The sequence below is a fragment of the Actinomadura graeca genome (assembly GCF_019175365.1).
Classification (GTDB): Bacteria; Actinomycetota; Actinomycetes; order Streptosporangiales; family Streptosporangiaceae; genus Spirillospora; species Spirillospora graeca.
Genome location: NZ_CP059572.1, coordinates 4,462,916 through 4,479,354, shown reverse-complemented (window position 1 = coordinate 4,479,354; position 16,439 = coordinate 4,462,916). Strand labels below are relative to the sequence as shown.

Sequence of the window (16,439 nt, the reverse complement as noted above, 5' to 3'; positions counted from 1 at the left end):
GGCCGTTCAGTGCGGGTTCGCCGCGAGCAGCTCGGCGAGGAGGTCGTCCAGGGTCACGATCCCCGCGAACCCGCCGCCGGCGTCGTTCACGACGGCGAGCGGGGCGCGGGTCCGGCGCATCCGGGTCACCGCGTCCAGCACGGTCGTCTCCGCGGTCAGGACGGGCGCCGGATGCGCCAGGTCACCGGCCCGGCGCTCGCCGTCCGGTTCGGTGATGGCGGCGCGGACGTGCACGATGCCCGTCATGGCGCCGTCCCGGTCGCGGACGAGGAGCCGGTTGTGGCCGCTGGCGGTCGCGGTCCGGCGGATCAGCGCGGCGGTCGCGTCCGCGCCGATCGTGGTCACCGCGGTGGCCGGGACGACCAGCGGCCCGACCGTCGCCTCCCGCGCGGAGATGGCCCGGCCGAGCAGCTCGTGGTCGTGCCGTCCGATCAGTCCGAGGCGGCGCGACTCGCCCAGCAGGTGGCTGAGGCGGGCCGGGTCGGCGTGGCTGTCCAGCTCGTCGCGCGGGGTGACGCGGATCAGCCGCAGCAGCCCGTTGGTCGTGGAGTTGAGCGCCGCGAGGACGGGCCTGGACACCTTCGCGAACCCGCGGAACGGCAGCGCCAGCAGCAGCGCCGACCGCTCCGGGTGCGTGATCGCCCACGACTTCGGGGCCATCTCGCCCACCACCATGTGCAAGAACGTCACCACGGCGAGCGCGCACGTCAGCGCGATGGCCTTCGACCCGGCCTCGGGCACCCCGGCGGCGTGAAGGGGCGGTTCGAGGACGTGCTCGAACGCGGGCTCGGTGACGATCGCGAGGCCCAGCGAGCACATCGTGATGCCGAACTGCGCGCCCGCGAGCATCAGCGACAGCTCGCGGACCCCGGCGACGGCGGCGACCGCGGGACGGCTGCCCTTGGCCGCCGCGCGCTCCAGCTGGGAGCGGTTGGCCGCGACCAGCGCGAACTCGGCGGCGACGAAGAACCCGTTCCCGACCAGCAGCAGGACGGTGATCAGCAGTGAGGTCAGCGGGTCCATGACACCTCCTGGCCGGGCGCCTGGCCGTGCCGCGAGGCGCCCTGCTCCCCGCCCGACCCCGCGTCTGCGTCTACGTCTGCGTTCGCGTTTGCGTTCGCGCTTGACCCCGCGTCCGCCTCCGCGTCCGGGCTCGACGCCACGTTCGCGTCCAGGCTTGACCCCGTGTTCGCGGCCGCGCTAGACCCCGCGTCTGCGTTCGCGCTCGGTCCCGTGTTCGCGTCCTGTCCCGCGTCCGGCGGCGGTGCGGGCGGGGGTGCGGCGGAGGCGCGGATGCGGATCTTCTCCGCCACGCGCCGCGCGACGCTGACGACCTCCAGCTCGACGTGGCCGGGCCCGTCCAGCGCGACGGTCAGCCGGTCCCCGGGGCTGGGGAGGCGGCGGAGCTCGGCCATGGCGAGCCCGCCGAGGGTGTCGTAGGCGTCGCCCTCCGGCAGGTCGAGGCCGGTGAGGCGGCCGACCTCGTCGATGCGCATCCCGGCGTCGAGGAGCCAGGAGCCGTCGGGGCCGGAGGTCGGGCCGTCCTCGCGGGGGTCGGTCTCGTCGGCGATCTCACCGACGAGCTCCTCCGCGACGTCCTCGAAGGTGAGGATCCCGGCGAGGCCGCCGTACTCGTCGACGACGCAGGCGAACTCCTCGCCCGCCTCGCGCATGTGCTCGATCACCCCGTACAGCGGCTGGCTGCCGGGGACGAGCAGCGCCGGGCGGGCGATGTCGGCCACCGGCGTCGCCGGGTCGAGCGCGTCGTCGGCGACCTCGCGGGCGCCCGCGACGCCGATGACGTCGTCGACCTCCTGCCCGTAGACGGGGTAGACGCTGTGCCCGGTCTCGCGGATCAGCGCGATGAGGCCGGACACCGGCGCGGTGCCCGGAAGCGTCCGGACCTGCGGGCGCGGCACCATCACCTCGTCGGCCGTCCGGTCACCGAAGGACAGGGCGCGTTCCAGCAGGCGGGACAGGTCGGCCGGGAGGTGCCCGGCGCTGTGCGACTTGCCGATGATGTCGCCGAGCTCCTCCAGCGTGGCGCCGCTGTGCAGCTCCTCGACCGGCTCGACGCCGGCGGCGCGCAGCAGGCGCTCGGCGGCGCGGTCGAAGAACCGGATGAGCGGACCGGCGACGGTCAGGTAGACCAGCGTCGACGCGGCCAGCGCGCGCGCCAGGGACTCGGCGCGCGCGAGGGCGAGGTTCTTGGGGAACAGCTCGCCCAGCAGCATCTGGACGAGCGTGGCCAGGACGAAGCCGGTGGCGAGGGCGATGGCCCCGGTTGCCCCGGCGGGAACGCCCGCGACGTCCAGCAGCGGCTCGATCAGCTCCGCCAGTGCGGGCTTGGCGATGAACCCGACGACCAGCGTCGTCATCGTGATGCCGAGCTGCGCGCCCGACAGCATGAACGACAGCCTGCCGATGACCTTGAGCGCCCGGCGGGCGGACGCGTCCCCTCTCCCGGCGGCCTCCCCGAGCGCCGCGCGGTCCGCGGCGACGTAGGCGAACTCCTGGGCGACGAAGTACCCGGTGGCGGCGGTGAGAAGGATCACCGCGAGCACCCCCAGGGCCGCGCTCACCATGGGGCACCGGGTCTATGACTGGGGTCCGACACCGCGGACTCACCACTCCTCTCGTACATGGCCTACCTGCGTAACGTCACCTCGCGGCGCGAGGTTCCTGGAGGCAAGGGTACGGTCCCGCGGTGATCGTCCGATGACGCGGTGCGGGCGCCGCCCGGAGAAGGCGCTTGTTTCGTACAGTGTCACGGATCACACTTGGAAGAGAGCGCATGCCCGATCCTGGAGCGGTTCCCGCTCCCAGACCGTCCAGGCCCGGGGGCGCTCACGGGGACCGAGAGAACCGAACGCGGGACTGACGTGGACGAAAGCGGGGCAGCCGCCGCGCCCATGAGCCGGGAGGGCGTCGACCATGCCCTGCGCGGCCTGCGGGAGGAGCGGGACCGGATCGCCGCGTCGCTGCTCGACCTGGACGGCCACCACGGCAGCCGGCTGCTGAAGGGCGCCCGCCTCACCGGGGAGACCTGGCGCCGCTGGGACGCCGCGCAGGAGCGGCTCGCGATGCTGTGGCGCCTGTTCGACGCCTACCAGCGCGTCCTGGACGCGGCGGTGGAGCTGCGCGAGCGCTCGCCCCGGCCGACGGCGGCGGCGCTGACGGAGCTGAGCGGGCTGCTGTCGGGGCCGTCGGTGGAGGTTCCCGACGGCGAGATCCCGCTGGAGGCCCGCACGCTGCTCGGCCCGCAGGAGCAACGGGTGACGCTGGACGGTGCGGTCGCCCTCATGTCGGAGGCGTACGAGTTCGTCGCAGGAGAGGTCGCGGCGGCGGACGCGGCCTGGACCGCGCTGCTGGTGCCCCTGGAGGAGGCCGAGGAGGGGTGGCGGGAGACGGCGCGGCTGGCGCACTCCCTGGACGGCACGCGCCATCCCGAGCTCGACCGCCTCGGCCGGGAGCTGACGGCGCTCGGCCGGCTCATCCGCACCGACCCGCTGTCCCTCGTCCGCGACGGGCAGGCCGACACCGTGCGCCTCGACCGCGTGCGCGCCACGCTCGCGGGACTGCGCGTGGAGCTGGCGGGCGTCGCCCGGCTGCGCGACGACTACGCCGGGCTGCTGGAGCAGCTCGTCGCGTCCGTCGAGCGGGTCGAGGAGACCGAGCGGCGGGCCCGCGAGACCTACGAGGCCGCCGTCGCCAAGATCGAGTCGCCGTTGCTGCCGGAGCCGTGCCGCGGTCTCGGCACGGGACTGCGCGACCGGCTGGCGGCACTGGAGCGGCTGCGGGAGGCGGAGCGCTGGGTCGAGATGGCGGGGCAGGTCGCCGAACTGGAACGCGCCGCCGAGGACGCCGCGGAGCGCGCCATGGGCGACCTGCGTCTCAGTGCCGGGCTGCTCGAACGCAGGGGCGAGCTGCGAGGGCGTCTGGAGGCGTACCGGGCCAAGGCCGCGCGGATCGGCATGGCCGAGGACGAGACCCTCACCCGCCTGTACGGGCAGGCCCGCGACCTTCTGTGGACGGCGCCCTGCGACCTGCGCGCGGCGACCGTCGCGGTGGCGGAGTACCAGCGTGCGATCAGGGCGAGCGAGAGTGAGACGGGGACGCGGCGATGACCCGATGTGCGCAGGACGGCTGCGCGGGCACTGTCGATGCCGACGGCTTCTGCGACACCTGCGGCATGATGCCGCTCGCCGAGCCGCCGCCGGCGGACCCGTCCGTCCCGGCGGGCGTCCCCTCGTCCGTCGGCGGCGCCGTGACGTCGCGCGCGGCCGTGGCGGTCGGGGTGGGCGCCGCTGAGCCGGTGTCCGTTCCGGCCTCCAGCGGTTCGAGCGGTTCGAGTGGTTCCGGCAATTCGAGCGGTTCCGGCGGCTCGCGGGCTTCCAGCGGCCCGGCCGGTTCCGGTTCGGCCGGTTCCGGTTCGGCAGGGTCGGGCTCGACGGGCGTCTCCGGGCGGACGGCCTCGCGGGGCGGCGGGCGCGGGACGGCCTCCAGCGGCTCGTCCAGGCGCGGGATGCTCGGCGCCGGGCTGGTGGAGGTGCCGCCCGTCCCGGCCCGCGACCCCGCGTCCGCGATCATGGACGATCCGCAGGTCCCGGAGAACCGGCGCTTCTGCAGCAGTTGCGGCGACATGGTGGGCAGGGGCCGGGACGGGCGTCCCGGGCGCACCGAGGGGTTCTGCACCAGCTGCGCGCATCCGTTCTCGTTCACGCCGAAGCTCCGCGCGGGCGAGCTGATCGCCGGGCAGTACGAGGTGCTCGGCTGCCTCGCGCACGGCGGGCTCGGCTGGGTGTACCTCGCCCGCGACCACAACGTGAGCAGCCGGTGGGTCGTCCTCAAGGGGATGCTCGACGCCGGGGACGCCGACGCGGTCGCCGCCACGGCCGCGGAGAGGGCGTTCCTCGCCGAGGTCGAGCACCCGAACATCGTCAAGATCTACAACTTCGTCCAGCACGGCGACGCCGGTTACATCGTGATGGAGTACGTCGGCGGCCGGTCGCTGAAGGAGATCCTGCTCAGCCGCCGCGACACCGAGGGCGAGCTGACGGCGCTGCCCCTCGGCCAGGTGATCGCCTACGGGCTGGAGGTGCTGAGCGCGTTCGGCTACCTGCACGGCGTCGGGCTCCTGTACTGCGACTTCAAGCCCGACAACGCCATCCAGTCCGAGGAGCAGCTCAAGCTCATCGACCTCGGCGGGGTGCGGCGGGTGTTCGACGTCGACAGCCCGATCTTCGGGACGCCCGGCTACCAGGCGCCCGAGGTGGCCTCGGTGGGGCCGTCCGTCACGTCCGACCTGTACACGGTGGGACGGACCCTGGCCGTGCTCAGCTTCCCGTTCCGCGGCTACACCGGGCGGCATCTGCGCAGCCTGCCGCCCCGGGAGGAGGTGCCGCTGTTCCAGCGGCACGAGTCCTTCCACCGGCTGCTGCGACGCGCCACGCACCCCGACCCCGCGCGCCGCTTCCAGAGCGCCGCCGAGATGGCCGAGCAGCTCACCGGCGTGCTCCGCGAGGTCCTGTCGGCCGAGGACGGACGGCCGAGACCGGCGGCGTCGCCGCTGTTCGGACCGGCGCAGCACACCGCGGGTACCGGGATCCTCGACATCGGCCGCGCTGACGTGGAGGGCGCGCGCGCGAACGGGAAGGGGCTGCCCGTCCTCGCGCCTTTGGAGGCCCGGGCGGCGGCCTTGGCGCTGCCCGTCCCGCTGGTCCATGGGCTGGATCCGGCAGCGGGGTTCCTCGCCGGGCTCACCGCGGGTGACCCCGGTGACCTCGCCGTCGCGCTGGAGGCGGCCCCGGTGCCGTCGCGCGAGGTCAGGCTCGCCCTCGCGCGGGTCCGGATCGAGCTGGGCGAGCCGGACCGCGCCGAGACGCTCCTCAACGGCCTGGCGGCGGACCAGCCGGACGACTGGCGCGTCGACTGGTACCGCGGCGTCCGCGCCCTCGCGGACGGGCGCCCCGGCGACGCCTCGGCCGTCTTCACCGACCTGTACGACCTCATGCCCGGCGAGCAGGCGCCCAAGCTCGCGCTGGCGTTCTGCCACGAGCTGCGCGGCGACACCGCGGGCGCCGCCCGTTTCTACGAGACGGTGTGGCGCACCGACCCGGCCTTCGTGAGCGCCGCGTTCGGGTCGGCCCGCGTCCTGCTGGCCGCCGGCGACCGGGACGGCGCCCGGCGCGTCCTGGACGCGGTCCCCCGCACCTCCATCCACCACCTCGCCGCGCAGCTCTCCGCGGTCGCGGTGGCCGTGCGCGGGCGAAGCGCCGGAGACCTGGACGAGGCGGAGCTAGCCGACGCCGGAGGCCGGCTCCAGTCGCTGACGCTGGACACCGGGCGGTACGCCGCGTTCGCCGTCGAGGTGCTGGAGGCCGCGGTCGCCTGGCTCCACGCGCGGGGCGACCAACCGCGCACCGGGCGGCGGCAGGAGATCCTCGGTGTCGAGATGCGCGAGCCGAGGCTGCGCGCGAGGCTGGAGGGCCACTACCGGGTGCTGGCCAAGCTCGCCGACGACCCGGCGCGGCGGCACGCGATGGTCATGCGGGCCAACGCCGTACGACCGAGGACGCTCTTCTGATCCCGCGACCCCCCACGCAGCCGCCGCGAACGCAGCCGCCCGACCACACCAGGGAGCACGGCCCATGAGCGACCTTCCCGAGTTCACGATCCGGGTCGATCAGAACCCCTACCTGCCGGCGGGCGCCCGGGAGATGCACGCGATCGTCTCCGTGGAGGCACGCTCGTCGGCCGGGGCGGACGCGGCCCCCGGCGCGGCGCCGGACCCGGCGCGCGCGACGGACGCCGCCGAGATCATCATCATCGACACCTCGGGATCGATGTCCTACAGCGGGAAGATGGCCGCCGCCAAGCGCGCGGCGCGCGCCGCCGTGGACGTCCTGCGCGACGGCGTGCACTTCGCCGTGGTCGGCGGCGCGAACCAGCCGCGGATGATCTACCCGCAGGGCGAGCGGCTGGTGCGGGCCGGCGACAAGACGCGCCGCAGCGCCGCCAACGCCATCGGGCGGCTGGACGCGGCGGGCGGCACGGCGATCGGGTCGTGGCTGCGGCTCGCGGACCGGCTGTTCGCCGAGCACCGCGACGCCGTCCGGCACGCGATCCTGCTCACCGACGGCAAGAACCAGCACGAGACCCCCGAGGAGCTGGACGCGGCGCTGCGGCAGTGCGCGGGCGCGTTCCTCTGCGACGCGCGCGGCGTCGGCACCGACTGGGACGTCGCGGAGCTGCGGAAGATCAGCTCGGCGCTGCTCGGCGGCTTCCTCGACGTCCCCGACCCCGCGGACCTGGAGGCCGACTTCCTGCGGATCACGCAGGCCGCGATGGGCAAGGAGGTCGCGGACGTGACGCTGCGCGTGTGGACGCCGCAGCAGGCCGAGCTGCGGTTCCTCAAGCAGATGGTGCCCACCGTGGAGGACCTCACCGGGCACCGCGCCGCGTCGGGGGCGCAGACCGGCGACTACCCGCTCGGCGCGTGGGGCGCCGAGCAGCGCGAGTACCACCTGAGCGTGGAGGTGACGCCCGGCGACGTCGGCCGGCAGATGCGGGCCGCGTGGGTGAAGCTCGTCGTCCCGGGCAGGGGCGGGAGGGCCGAGCGGGTCCTCGCGTCCGCCAACATCCTCGCCGAGTGGACCGACGACGAGGCCAAGTCCACGCGCATCAACAACCGCGTCGCCCACCACACCGGGCAGTCCGAGCTGGCCTCGGCGATCCAGGAGGGCCTGGAGGCGCGGCGGGAGGGCGACGAGGACACCGCGACCGCGCGGCTCGGCCGCGCCGTCGTGCTCGCCCAGCGGGTCGGGAACGAGCAGATCGCCGGGCTCCTGGATCGCGTCGTGGACGTCGTCGACCGGGAGACGGGCACCGTCCGGCTGAAACGCGACGTGTCCAAGGCCGACGAGATGTCATTGGACACGCGGTCGGTGCGGACGGTGCGGACCCGCCAGGGCGAGACGCCCCCGGCGGGGGACGGGAGCTGAGGCCATGCCGGTCTGCCCGAGCGGCCACGCGTCCGGCTCCGCCGACTATTGCGACGTGTGCGGCGATCTCATGGAGGGGGCGCCGCGCGCCGAGTTCACCGATGAGGGCCCGCGCCGTCCCTCCGCGCCGTCTCCGTCGTCTCCGCCCTCCCCGTCGTCTCCGCCGTCCGCGTCGCGGCCTGGGCAGGCGGCTCCCGCGCGTGGCGTGTGCCCGCGCTGCGGCTCGCCCCGCTCCGGCCGGTTCTGCGAGGTGGACGGGCACGACTTCGAGGCGGGGGCCGCGCACACGGCCGCGCTGTCGAGCGTCCAGGCGTCCCGGGCCCGGGACGCCGGACGAGCGCCCGGAGCGTCCGGCGGCGAGGCGCGGGGGGACGTCCCGGCGCCGAGGGCCGGCGCCCCGCCGGAGGGGACCGGCACGCGCTGCTGCTGGACGGCGCTGATCAGGGCCGACCGCGACTACTACAACTCGGTGATCGCCCTGGAGGGACCCGACTCCACGACGCTGACGTTCCCCCCGTACTGCCCGGAGCGCCGCGTAGCGCTGACCGGCGGCCAGGTGAGGATCGGGCGGCGCAGCACGTCCCGGGCGATCCTCCCGGAGATCGACCTCAGCACGCCCCCGGAGGACCCGGGCGTCTCCCACCTGCACGCGGTCCTCCTCGCCCAGCCGGACGGCACGTGGACGCTGGTCGATCCCGGCTCCACCAACGGGACGACGGTGAACGGCGGACAGGAGCCGATCCCGGTGAACGTGCCGCTTCCGGTGGGCGACGGAGACCGCATCCATGTCGGCGCCTGGACGACCATCACGCTGTCCCTGGGAGGGGACCCGCCATGACGACGACTTCTCCGCGGGCGGAGACGTCCGGGAGCCGCCCGCCGGAGACACCCGCCGGCCCGGAGCCGCGCCGAGGCCGCCTGCTGACCTTCGTCCGGGGACGATGGCTGAGCACCGTCCCCGGGCGGATCCGCGCCTACGCGGTGCTGATCCTGGTCGCCGTCGCGGCGCTGCTCGGCGTCGTCACCGTCGCCGTCGGGAACGCGCGCGACTCCGTCCAGACGATCGGGCACGACGCGGGCCCGCAGGTCGTCGCCACCAGCGCGCTGTACTTCGCGCTCAGCGACATGGACGCGCAGGTCTCCAACATCCTGCTGATCGGACGCGAGCACGGCCTCGGCGTCGGCTATGACGAGTCCCTCCGCGTCTACGACAAGCGCCGCGCGGAGGCCGACAGGGCCGCCGTGCGGGCCGCGCAGCTCGCCGGGCGCGACGCGGACCTGGAGCTGACCGTCCAGGAGGTGCTCCAGGGCCTCGGGCGGTACGAGAGGCTCGTCGGCGAGGCCATGCTCCTCGACCGGCAGGCGGACCACGCGCCGGGCGAACTGCCGCAGCGGGTCGTCGACGCCTACCGGCAGGCGACCGACCTGATGAAGCTGGAGATCCTGCCGAAGGCGTACAACATCACGCTCGACAGCGGCGCGAACGTCCGGCAGGCGTACGAGACGAAGCGCTCGGCGGTGCTGGCGGGGCGCGCGTGGGTCGTGGTGACCGGCGCGGTCCTCCTCGCGCTGCTGCTCGCCGCGCAGGTCCACCTCGCGCGGACGTTCCGCCGGGTCGTGAACCCGGCGCTGGCGCTGGCCACGCTCGCCGCGGTCGCGCTCGCCGCCGTCGCGACCGGGCTGCTGTCGGCGCAGGCCGGGCACATCAGGACGGCCAAGCAGGACGGCTTCGAGTCGGTCCTCGCGCTCTCGCGGGCCCGCGCGATCAGCCACAGCGCCTTCGCCGACGAGAACCGCTACCTGCTCGACCCCGGACGCGCCGACACCTACGAGCAGACCTACCTGGACAAGTCGCTCGCCGTCCTCTCCCCCGACCTCGGCTCCAAGCCGGTGAACCTGGAGAGCTACTACGCCGGAGTGGACGAGACCGTGCGCACGTTCGTGCCGGGCGACGAGCCCGTCCCGTTCCTCGGCTTCTTCGGGGACGAGGCGCGGGCGAGCACGAGCGGCGAGTCCGGCGAGACGTTCCGGCGGCTGCTCCGCTCCTACCAGGTCGTCCTCGGCAACGACCGGCGGATGCGGGCGCTGGCGGCCAAGGGGGACCGCGCCGGGGCCGTCGACCTGCGGATGGGACGCACGTCCAACGCGATCCGCGACTTCGGGGCCTATGACGCGACGCTGGGTTCGCTGACCGCCGGCCACCAGCGGGCGTTCAACACGGCGATCTCGGACGCCGACGGGGGGCTGCGCGGCTGGACCGCGCTGCCGCCGCTCGCCGCCGCGGTCATCGTCCTGCTGGTGGTCGCGGGGGTCCGCCCCCGCCTGGCCGAGTTCCGCTGACCGGGGCCGGGGCCCCGCTGACAGGAGGTGAGCCGATGCGCGCCACCCGCGCCACCCGCGCCGCCGCGGCGGCCGCCGTGCTGGCCGCCGTGGCCGGACCGTCCGCCTGCGGGCTGGACGGAACGGGACCGGGCACCATCGCGGGCAAGAACTCGCTGGTCATCGGCGTGAAGGCCGATCAGCCCGGGCTCGGGATGCGCCGTCCCGACGGCTCCTACGAGGGCTTCGACGTCGATGTCGCGATCTACGTCGCGGAGCGGCTCGGCGTGCCGCGGGACCGCGTCCGGTTCAGCACGACGAACTCCTCCGTCCGGGAGTCGGCGCTGGCGTCGGGCCACGTCGACCTGATCTTCGCGACGTACTCGATCACGGCCAAGCGCAAGTCGGCGGTCACGTTCGGCGGGCCCTACTACGTCGCCCACCAGGACACGCTCGTCCGCGCGGACGCCGCCATCCGGAACGTCCGCGACCTCAAGGGCAAGCGGATCTGCCAGGTGACCGGGTCGAACTCGTGGCGGCGCGTCGTCGAGGAGCGCGAGATCGCCGCGGCGCCGGTCGCCGTGCCGACCTACGGCGCCTGCATGGACGCCCTCAAGGCCGGGCGCCTGGACGCGGTCTCCACCGACGACCTCATCCTGGCCGGGTTCGCCACCGGCCGCGGCGAAAAGATCATCAACGCGCCGTTCACCGACGAGAAGTACGGCGTCGGCCTGAAGAAGGGCGACCTGAAGGGCTGCGAGCTGGTCAACCGCGCCATCACCCGCATGTACCAGGACGGGACGGCCGAGCGGCTCCTCACCAAGTGGTTCGGCCGCTCCGGCCTGAAGCTGACCACCAGCGTCCCCCAGTTCGAGGGATGCACCTGACGAACCCCTCGACGGGGCCGTCCGGACGCGGGCGGGTCTTACCCGGAAGTCACCCGGATATCACCCGGACGTGGTGGAGGACGGGAAGGCGCCGATCGCCTCGCGGAGCGTGTCGTAGATCGGGATGAACTTGTCGATCCCGGTGATGCGGAAGACGCGCATGACGCGCGGCGGAAGCGCGACGAGCGCCACCTGGGTCTCGCGTTCGTTCGCGCGCCGGTTGGCGGCGACGATGGCGTTCAGCCCCGTGGAGTCACAGAACGTGACCTGCCGCATGTCCACGACCAACGGGCCGCCCGCGTCCACGACGTCGAACAGCGCCTCCTCGAAGCGCGCCCGGGACACCACGTCGATGTCTCCCTGTACGCGGACGAGGGTGCAGCGTTCGTCGCGCATCAGGTGGATGTCGAAGTCCATGGTCACCTCACGCCCCCACACACGGACGGGCGCCGCCGGCCCGTCACAGGTGACTCCTCAGGATTGCGCACCGGTGCCCGCATTCCAAGCACTTCCAGGTAAAAGGACCAGGTCGCCCGGGCGTGCCCGGGCCGTGACGTCGGCGCAACAACCTACCGGAGAGAAACTTACTTCTTGGTAAGAATGGCGGTTCGATTGGATCGCCCGTCCAATGGCGTCGGACGGCCTCCCTTGGGTTCCCGGCCCAGTATAAGCTCACCGGTACCACCGTGACCTGCGGCGAGGCCATTCTTGACCTGCCGGGGCGGGGGAAAAGCAGGCGGTGACCAGGGCCCGGATCAGCCCAGACGTTACAGTGGCGGTGCCGAATTCGGGAGGCCGGGTGTTCTACACGTTCATGACGCGCGTGGTGCGTCCGATCCTCTGGCTGCTCTTCCGCCCGCGGGTGGAGGGCGGCGAGAACGTGCCCTCCTACGGGCCACTGATCGTGGCCAGCAACCACCTGTCGTTCATCGACAGCTTCATCATCCCGCTGGCGGTCCCGCGGCCGGTCACCTACATCGCGAAGGCCGACTACTTCGAGGGCGGCGGGCTGAAGAAGGGCTTCGTCCGCTGGTTCCTCACCAACCTCGGGCACGTGCCGGTCCGGCGCGGCGCCCGCCGCGCCGCCATGGGCGCGCTGGAGCAGGCCGCCGAGATCCTCGACAACAGCGGCGCGTTCGCGATCTACCCCGAGGGGACGCGGTCCACCGACGGGCGGCTCTACCGCGCCCGCACGGGGGTGGGCTGGCTCGTCCTGACGACCGGCGCCCGCGTCCTGCCCGTCGCCCTGGAGGGCACGGAGAAGATCCAGCCGATCGGCGCGTCGCTGCCCCGCGTCTTCGGCCCCCGCCCGACCGTGCGCATCGGCCCGCCGATGGACTTCTCCCACTACCGCGACCTGCCGCCCGCCAAGGCCCGCCGCGCCATCGCCGACGAGATCGTCCAGATGATCCAGAAGATGTCCGGCCAGGAGTACGCCGGGGCCTACAACGAGCGCGCCGACCAGAGGCACTGACCCCGCCCGGCCCGCGGGCACCGCGCGCGGGCACCGGACACGGCTGCCGGGCGCGGCCGCCCGACGCGGGCACCGGACCAATATCGCGCCGGATCGTCCTGAGGGCGTGTCGTCTGCGGGGACTTGCACGGTCTGCGACGTAAGGTCGCCCGCATGGCCCACAGGCTCCTCCCGGTCGCGATGCCCGCGGCGGTCACCCTGGTCGCGGTGGCGGCCACGGCGGGCTGCGGTGGCGGCGACGAGCGCGCCCAGCCCGTCCGCGGCACCGGCCGCACCGTCCTCACCGGCGGCTACACCTCCGCCCAGCTGGAGCAGGCACTGCTCGTCGAGACCCCCGGCTACACCCGCGCCGGCGAGCCCGACTCGGGGGAGTACGGGACGCTCAAGGCGTTCCAGGACCTCGCGCAGCTCCGCCGCCAGATGACCGTCGACAAGCCGCGCTGCCAGAACGGCGGCGCGGGCGGCGCGGGCGGCCCCGTCGGGAACGTGGAGGCGGACGTCCCCGCCGCGCTCGCCGCGTTCACCGGACGCGACGGCCACATGGTCACCGAGACCCTGATGGGGATGTCGGCCGCCGACGCCGAGAAGCAGGTCGGCGCCCGCGTCCCGCCGGGCTGCCTGACGTTCCGCACCAAGGTCGGCCGGCAGTGGTCCGAGCACCGCGTGGTCGAGACGCCGCAGGGCGGCATCGGCGGCGGGTCCCGCTCGGTCGGCGTCGCGACCACCACCGGACGCGACCGGACCTACACCTGGTACGTGGTGTTCAAGGACACTCGCTACATCGGGACGGTCAGCGTCTTCGGGCCGAGGGCCACCCGCCAGGAGGCCGAGCGGCTCGCCCGCGAGTCGCTGGCCCAGGCGCGGCGGATCCTCGGCTGATCGCGTTCGCGGCGCGTCACGTCCAGCGGATAGCGTTCCGTTGAGCGGCGCGTCCGGCGTGGCCGCCGACCGAGCACGTGAGCCAGCGGGGGTGCCCTTGATCGGCAAGGAGGGCCGGGTCACCGGCAGGATCGGCCCGGGCCTGGTCGGCGAGGTCATGATCGCGGTCCGCGGCGGCGTCGAGGCGTTCTACGCCCATCCGGTCGACCCGCGCGACGAGATCGGCGTCGGGACGATCATCGTCGTGGTCGAGTACCACCCGCCCCGCACCGTCTACGTGGCCCCCGCATTCGGCGCGTAGGAAAATCACCCGAAAGCGAACCGATCGGCCCTCACCTGCGTCTAGTGGAAAACGCGCATCCGCGTCCGAGGGGAGAGGAGGCCGAATGCCCGTGGTCGTCGCGGCGATCGCCGTGGTCGTCGCCGTCATCGTGCTGGTCGTGCTGTTCAAGATGGTCTGGCGGGTCGCCGAGCCCAACGAGGCCCTGATCATCTCCGGGCTGGGCGCGAGGTCCAAGCCCATCGACGGCGTGGACAGCCTCGGATTCAAGATCGTGACGGGCAAGGGCACCTCGGTGCTGCCCGGCTTCCAGGTCGCCCGCAGGCTCCGGCTCGACAGCCGCGCCGCCAACCTGGAGGTCAACTGCGTCACCCAGCAGGGCATCCCGGTCAAGGTCCGCGGCGTCGTCATCTACAAGGTCGGCGACGACTTCGTCTCGATCGCCAACTCGGCCCGCCGCTTCCTGGAGCAGCAGGGCTCCATGGACGGCGCGATCCACGAGCTGTTCACCGGCCACCTCCGCTCGATCATCGGCGGCCTCACCGTCGAGGACCTCATCCTCAACCGCGAGCGCCTCACCAGCGAGACCCGCGGTTCCGCCGCCGACGAGATGAGCAAGCTCGGCCTCGTCGTGGACTCCCTCCAGATCCAGGAGATCGACGACGAGACCGGCTACATCACCAACCTCGGCCGTCCGCACGCCGCCCGGGTCGCCTCCGTCGCCCGCATCGCCGAGGCCGAGCGCGACCAGGAGGCCACCCAGCGCGAGCAGGAGGCCCTGCGCGAGAACGCGGCGGTCATCCGGGACACCGAGATCAAGAAGGCCGAGTACGAGGGCCAGGTCAGCCAGGCCGCGCAGCAGGCCCGGCAGGAGGTCATCCTCAAGGAGACCCGCAACGCCGAGCTGGAGGCCGAGCGGACCGAGAAGCGGCTGGAGAGCGAGGTCCGCAAGCCGGCCGACGCCCGCGCGTACGAGCAGGTGAAGCTGGCCGAGGCCGACCGCGAGCAGCGCATCGCCCAGGCCCAGGCCGCCGCCACCGAGATCCAGCTCAGGGCGCAGCGGGAGGCCGAGGCCACCCGCCTGCTCGGTGAGGCGGAGGCCGACGCGATCCGCCGCAAGGGCCTCGCCGAGGCCGAGGCCATCAAGGCCCGCGCGGACGCCCTCGCCCACAACACCGACGCGGTCATCGCCCAGCAGCTCGCCGAGCAGTGGCCCGAGATCGTCGAGGCCGGCGCGCGGGTGTTCGGCAACGTCGACAACATGGTCGTCCTGAACGGCGCCGAGGGCGTCGAGGACATGCTCGCCAAGGCCCTCACCCTCGGCGGCGCCGGCCTCGGCGTCGCCCGTCAGCTGCTGGCCGGGATGAACGGCGGCGGCCAGGACGGCGGGGGCCGGAACGGCTCCGTCCCGTCCACCCCCTCCCTCCCCACGGTCCCCCTGGAGACCCCCGAGAAGGACTGAGCCCCTCTGCCACGCCATCCGGGCCCTGCCGGTCTCTCCGGCAGGGCCTTCGTCATGGCGGCACCGCCATAGACTTCCCCCATGTCCGTGCCGCGGCTCGCCGTCACCGTCGACCTCGTCGTCCTCACCGTGAGGGAGCAGCGGCTCTGCGCGCTGATGTGGCGGCGGGACCGGGCGCCCTACGACGAGGCGTGGTCGCTGCCCGGCGGGTTCATCCAGCTGGACGAGGACCTGCCCGTCGCGGCGTCCCGGCTGATGGCCGAGCGGGCGGGACTGGCGGACGTGCGGATCCACCTGGAGCAGCTCGCCACCTACGGCTACCCCGACCGCGACCCCCGGCAGCGCGTGGTGAGCGTCGCCTACCTGGGCCTCGCCCCCGACCTGCCCGCCTCCAGCCGCGCGCAGGTGCTGTGGACGGCCGTGGACGACCTCATCCACCACGACCGCGCCGCGTTCGACCACCGCAGGATCCTGTGCGACGGCGTGGAGCGGGCCAGGGCCAAGCTGGAGTACACGTCGCTGGCCGCGGCGTTCTGCCCGCCCGAGTTCACGGTGGCCGAGCTGCGGCGCGTGTACGAGATCGTCTGGGGCACCGTCCTGGACCCGCGGAACTTCCACCGGAAGGTCACCGGAGCGGACCGGTTCCTCGTCCCCACCGAGCGGACGACGACCCGCGACGGGGGCCGCCCGGCGCGGCTGTACGGGCGGGGCGACGCCGAGCAGCTCCGCCCGCCGATGCTGCGCCCCCCACCGGAGCGCCGGGTGGGCTGACCTGGGTCGATGTCCCGAGCATGACGGGCGCGTTGCTAGGTTCTCACCGTATGAACGGTGACTCGTCCGAAGTGTTGGGACTGCTCGTCCGGGACATCGGCGATGCCGGCGTCGCCGAGATGGCGGATTCGCCGGGGCTGGCGGCCGCCGTGGACCAGCACGTGGCCACCCTGCGGGACGAGCTCGGCACCCCCGGTGAGGACGAGCTCATGCGCTACCTGCGGGGCTTCGCCGAGGACGCCTTCAAGCGGGGCTGGTGGCCGCACAGCACCCGGGACTGGGAATTCGTCCGGATTGTGGCGGTCTGCTGGATGATGCGGAGGGCCGCCGGGCGGTAGACGCCGCCCGGACGGGCCCGCGGACG

General features: G+C 73.8%; 16 protein-coding genes. 12 read left to right on the top strand and 4 right to left on the bottom strand.

All coding sequences use genetic code 11. The annotated features are described in order from the left end of the window. Positions 1–6: 6 nt before the first annotated feature. On the bottom strand, positions 7–1,023 hold the full coding sequence (locus AGRA3207_RS19735) for a hemolysin family protein (RefSeq protein WP_231328523.1): 1,017 nt from the start codon (positions 1,021–1,023) through the stop codon (positions 7–9). Beyond that, complete coding sequence (locus AGRA3207_RS19730; RefSeq protein WP_231328522.1) at positions 1,011–2,585, bottom strand: hemolysin family protein; 1,575 nt, start codon at positions 2,583–2,585, stop codon at positions 1,011–1,013. Before AGRA3207_RS19730 ends, AGRA3207_RS19735 begins: the two co-directional genes overlap by 13 nt. A gap of 327 nt (positions 2,586–2,912) precedes the next feature. Between AGRA3207_RS19730 and AGRA3207_RS19725 the strand changes: the two genes are divergently transcribed. Continuing rightward, positions 2,913–4,127 (top strand): hypothetical protein, encoded by a 1,215-nt coding sequence (locus AGRA3207_RS19725; RefSeq protein WP_231328521.1) that lies wholly within the window; start codon positions 2,913–2,915, stop codon positions 4,125–4,127. Here AGRA3207_RS19725 and AGRA3207_RS19720 read toward each other — a convergent pair. Next, positions 4,090–4,590 carry a hypothetical protein gene (locus AGRA3207_RS19720; protein WP_231328520.1) on the bottom strand — a complete coding sequence of 167 codons (501 nt, stop codon included), beginning with the start codon at positions 4,588–4,590 and terminating at the stop codon, positions 4,090–4,092. The genes AGRA3207_RS19725 and AGRA3207_RS19720 overlap by 38 nt on opposite strands. Here AGRA3207_RS19720 and AGRA3207_RS19715 point away from each other — a divergent pair. The 5 genes from AGRA3207_RS19715 (at position 4,526) to AGRA3207_RS19695 (ending at position 11,209) form a co-directional block, all read left to right on the top strand. Continuing rightward, positions 4,526–6,586, top strand: coding sequence for a serine/threonine-protein kinase (locus AGRA3207_RS19715; RefSeq protein ID WP_231328519.1), 2,061 nt, complete (start codon positions 4,526–4,528; stop codon positions 6,584–6,586). The genes AGRA3207_RS19720 and AGRA3207_RS19715 overlap by 65 nt on opposite strands. 64 nt (positions 6,587–6,650) lie before the next feature. Beyond that, on the top strand, positions 6,651–8,003 hold the full coding sequence (locus AGRA3207_RS19710) for a VWA domain-containing protein (RefSeq protein WP_231336194.1): 1,353 nt from the start codon (positions 6,651–6,653) through the stop codon (positions 8,001–8,003). Positions 8,004–8,007: 4 nt separating this feature from the next. Next, positions 8,008–8,841, top strand: coding sequence for an FHA domain-containing protein (locus AGRA3207_RS19705; RefSeq protein WP_231336193.1), 834 nt, complete (start codon positions 8,008–8,010; stop codon positions 8,839–8,841). Continuing rightward, positions 8,838–10,343: a hypothetical protein gene (locus AGRA3207_RS19700; RefSeq protein WP_231336192.1), complete on the top strand. Its 1,506-nt coding sequence runs from the start codon at positions 8,838–8,840 to the stop codon at positions 10,341–10,343. Before AGRA3207_RS19705 ends, AGRA3207_RS19700 begins: the two co-directional genes overlap by 4 nt. A 35-nt stretch (positions 10,344–10,378) precedes the next feature. Beyond that, a complete protein-coding gene (locus AGRA3207_RS19695) occupies positions 10,379–11,209 on the top strand; it encodes a glutamate ABC transporter substrate-binding protein (protein WP_231336191.1) in 831 nt (276 codons plus the stop codon). Between the two features lie 60 nt (positions 11,210–11,269). On the opposite strand, the gene AGRA3207_RS19690 is transcribed toward AGRA3207_RS19695, so the two are convergent. Then, positions 11,270–11,626 carry an STAS domain-containing protein gene (locus tag AGRA3207_RS19690; protein WP_231336190.1) on the bottom strand — a complete coding sequence of 119 codons (357 nt, stop codon included), beginning with the start codon at positions 11,624–11,626 and terminating at the stop codon, positions 11,270–11,272. Between the two features lie 382 nt (positions 11,627–12,008). On the opposite strand from AGRA3207_RS19690, the gene AGRA3207_RS19685 reads away from it, so the two are divergent. The 6 genes from AGRA3207_RS19685 to AGRA3207_RS19660 all read left to right on the top strand — a co-directional run bounded on the left by AGRA3207_RS19685 (position 12,009) and on the right by AGRA3207_RS19660 (position 16,413). Next, positions 12,009–12,683 carry a lysophospholipid acyltransferase family protein gene (locus AGRA3207_RS19685; protein WP_231336328.1) on the top strand — a complete coding sequence of 225 codons (675 nt, stop codon included), beginning with the start codon at positions 12,009–12,011 and terminating at the stop codon, positions 12,681–12,683. Between the two features lie 153 nt (positions 12,684–12,836). Next, positions 12,837–13,562, top strand: a complete 726-nt coding sequence (locus AGRA3207_RS19680; protein ID WP_231336189.1) for a hypothetical protein — start codon at positions 12,837–12,839, stop codon at positions 13,560–13,562. Between the two features lie 97 nt (positions 13,563–13,659). After that, positions 13,660–13,863, top strand: a complete 204-nt coding sequence (locus AGRA3207_RS19675) for a hypothetical protein (RefSeq protein ID WP_231336188.1) — start codon at positions 13,660–13,662, stop codon at positions 13,861–13,863. Between the two features lie 85 nt (positions 13,864–13,948). Continuing rightward, positions 13,949–15,304, top strand: a complete 1,356-nt coding sequence (locus AGRA3207_RS19670; RefSeq protein ID WP_231336187.1) for a flotillin family protein — start codon at positions 13,949–13,951, stop codon at positions 15,302–15,304. 81 nt (positions 15,305–15,385) lie between these two features. After that, the gene (locus AGRA3207_RS19665; protein WP_231336186.1) at positions 15,386–16,075 is read left to right on the top strand and encodes an NUDIX hydrolase; all 690 of its coding nucleotides are present in this window, start codon (positions 15,386–15,388) and stop codon (positions 16,073–16,075) included. 50 nt (positions 16,076–16,125) lie between these two features. Then, complete coding sequence (locus AGRA3207_RS19660; RefSeq protein WP_231336185.1) at positions 16,126–16,413, top strand: DUF6401 family natural product biosynthesis protein; 288 nt, start codon at positions 16,126–16,128, stop codon at positions 16,411–16,413. Positions 16,414–16,439: the final 26 nt, after the last annotated feature.

Bases quoted from the DNA above. Each gene is read 5' to 3' on its own strand.
- AGRA3207_RS19710 (WP_231336194.1), top strand. From the start codon at position 6,651: ATGAGCGACCTTCCCGAGTTCACGATCCGGGTCGATCAGAACCCCTAC.
- AGRA3207_RS19700 (WP_231336192.1), top strand. From the start codon at position 8,838: ATGACGACGACTTCTCCGCGGGCGGAGACGTCCGGGAGCCGCCCGCCG.
- AGRA3207_RS19665 (WP_231336186.1), top strand. From the start codon at position 15,386: ATGTCCGTGCCGCGGCTCGCCGTCACCGTCGACCTCGTCGTCCTCACC.
- AGRA3207_RS19695 (WP_231336191.1), top strand. From the start codon at position 10,379: ATGCGCGCCACCCGCGCCACCCGCGCCGCCGCGGCGGCCGCCGTGCTG.
- AGRA3207_RS19690 (WP_231336190.1), bottom strand. From the start codon at position 11,626: ATGGACTTCGACATCCACCTGATGCGCGACGAACGCTGCACCCTCGTC.
- AGRA3207_RS19705 (WP_231336193.1), top strand. From the start codon at position 8,008: ATGCCGGTCTGCCCGAGCGGCCACGCGTCCGGCTCCGCCGACTATTGC.
- AGRA3207_RS19680 (WP_231336189.1), top strand. From the start codon at position 12,837: ATGGCCCACAGGCTCCTCCCGGTCGCGATGCCCGCGGCGGTCACCCTG.
- AGRA3207_RS19660 (WP_231336185.1), top strand. From the start codon at position 16,126: ATGAACGGTGACTCGTCCGAAGTGTTGGGACTGCTCGTCCGGGACATC.
- AGRA3207_RS19715 (WP_231328519.1), top strand. From the start codon at position 4,526: ATGCTCGGCGCCGGGCTGGTGGAGGTGCCGCCCGTCCCGGCCCGCGAC.
- AGRA3207_RS19720 (WP_231328520.1), bottom strand. From the start codon at position 4,590: ATGATCGCGGACGCGGGGTCGCGGGCCGGGACGGGCGGCACCTCCACC.
- AGRA3207_RS19725 (WP_231328521.1), top strand. From the start codon at position 2,913: ATGAGCCGGGAGGGCGTCGACCATGCCCTGCGCGGCCTGCGGGAGGAG.
- AGRA3207_RS19735 (WP_231328523.1), bottom strand. From the start codon at position 1,023: ATGGACCCGCTGACCTCACTGCTGATCACCGTCCTGCTGCTGGTCGGG.
- AGRA3207_RS19670 (WP_231336187.1), top strand. From the start codon at position 13,949: ATGCCCGTGGTCGTCGCGGCGATCGCCGTGGTCGTCGCCGTCATCGTG.
- AGRA3207_RS19730 (WP_231328522.1), bottom strand. From the start codon at position 2,585: ATGGTGAGCGCGGCCCTGGGGGTGCTCGCGGTGATCCTTCTCACCGCC.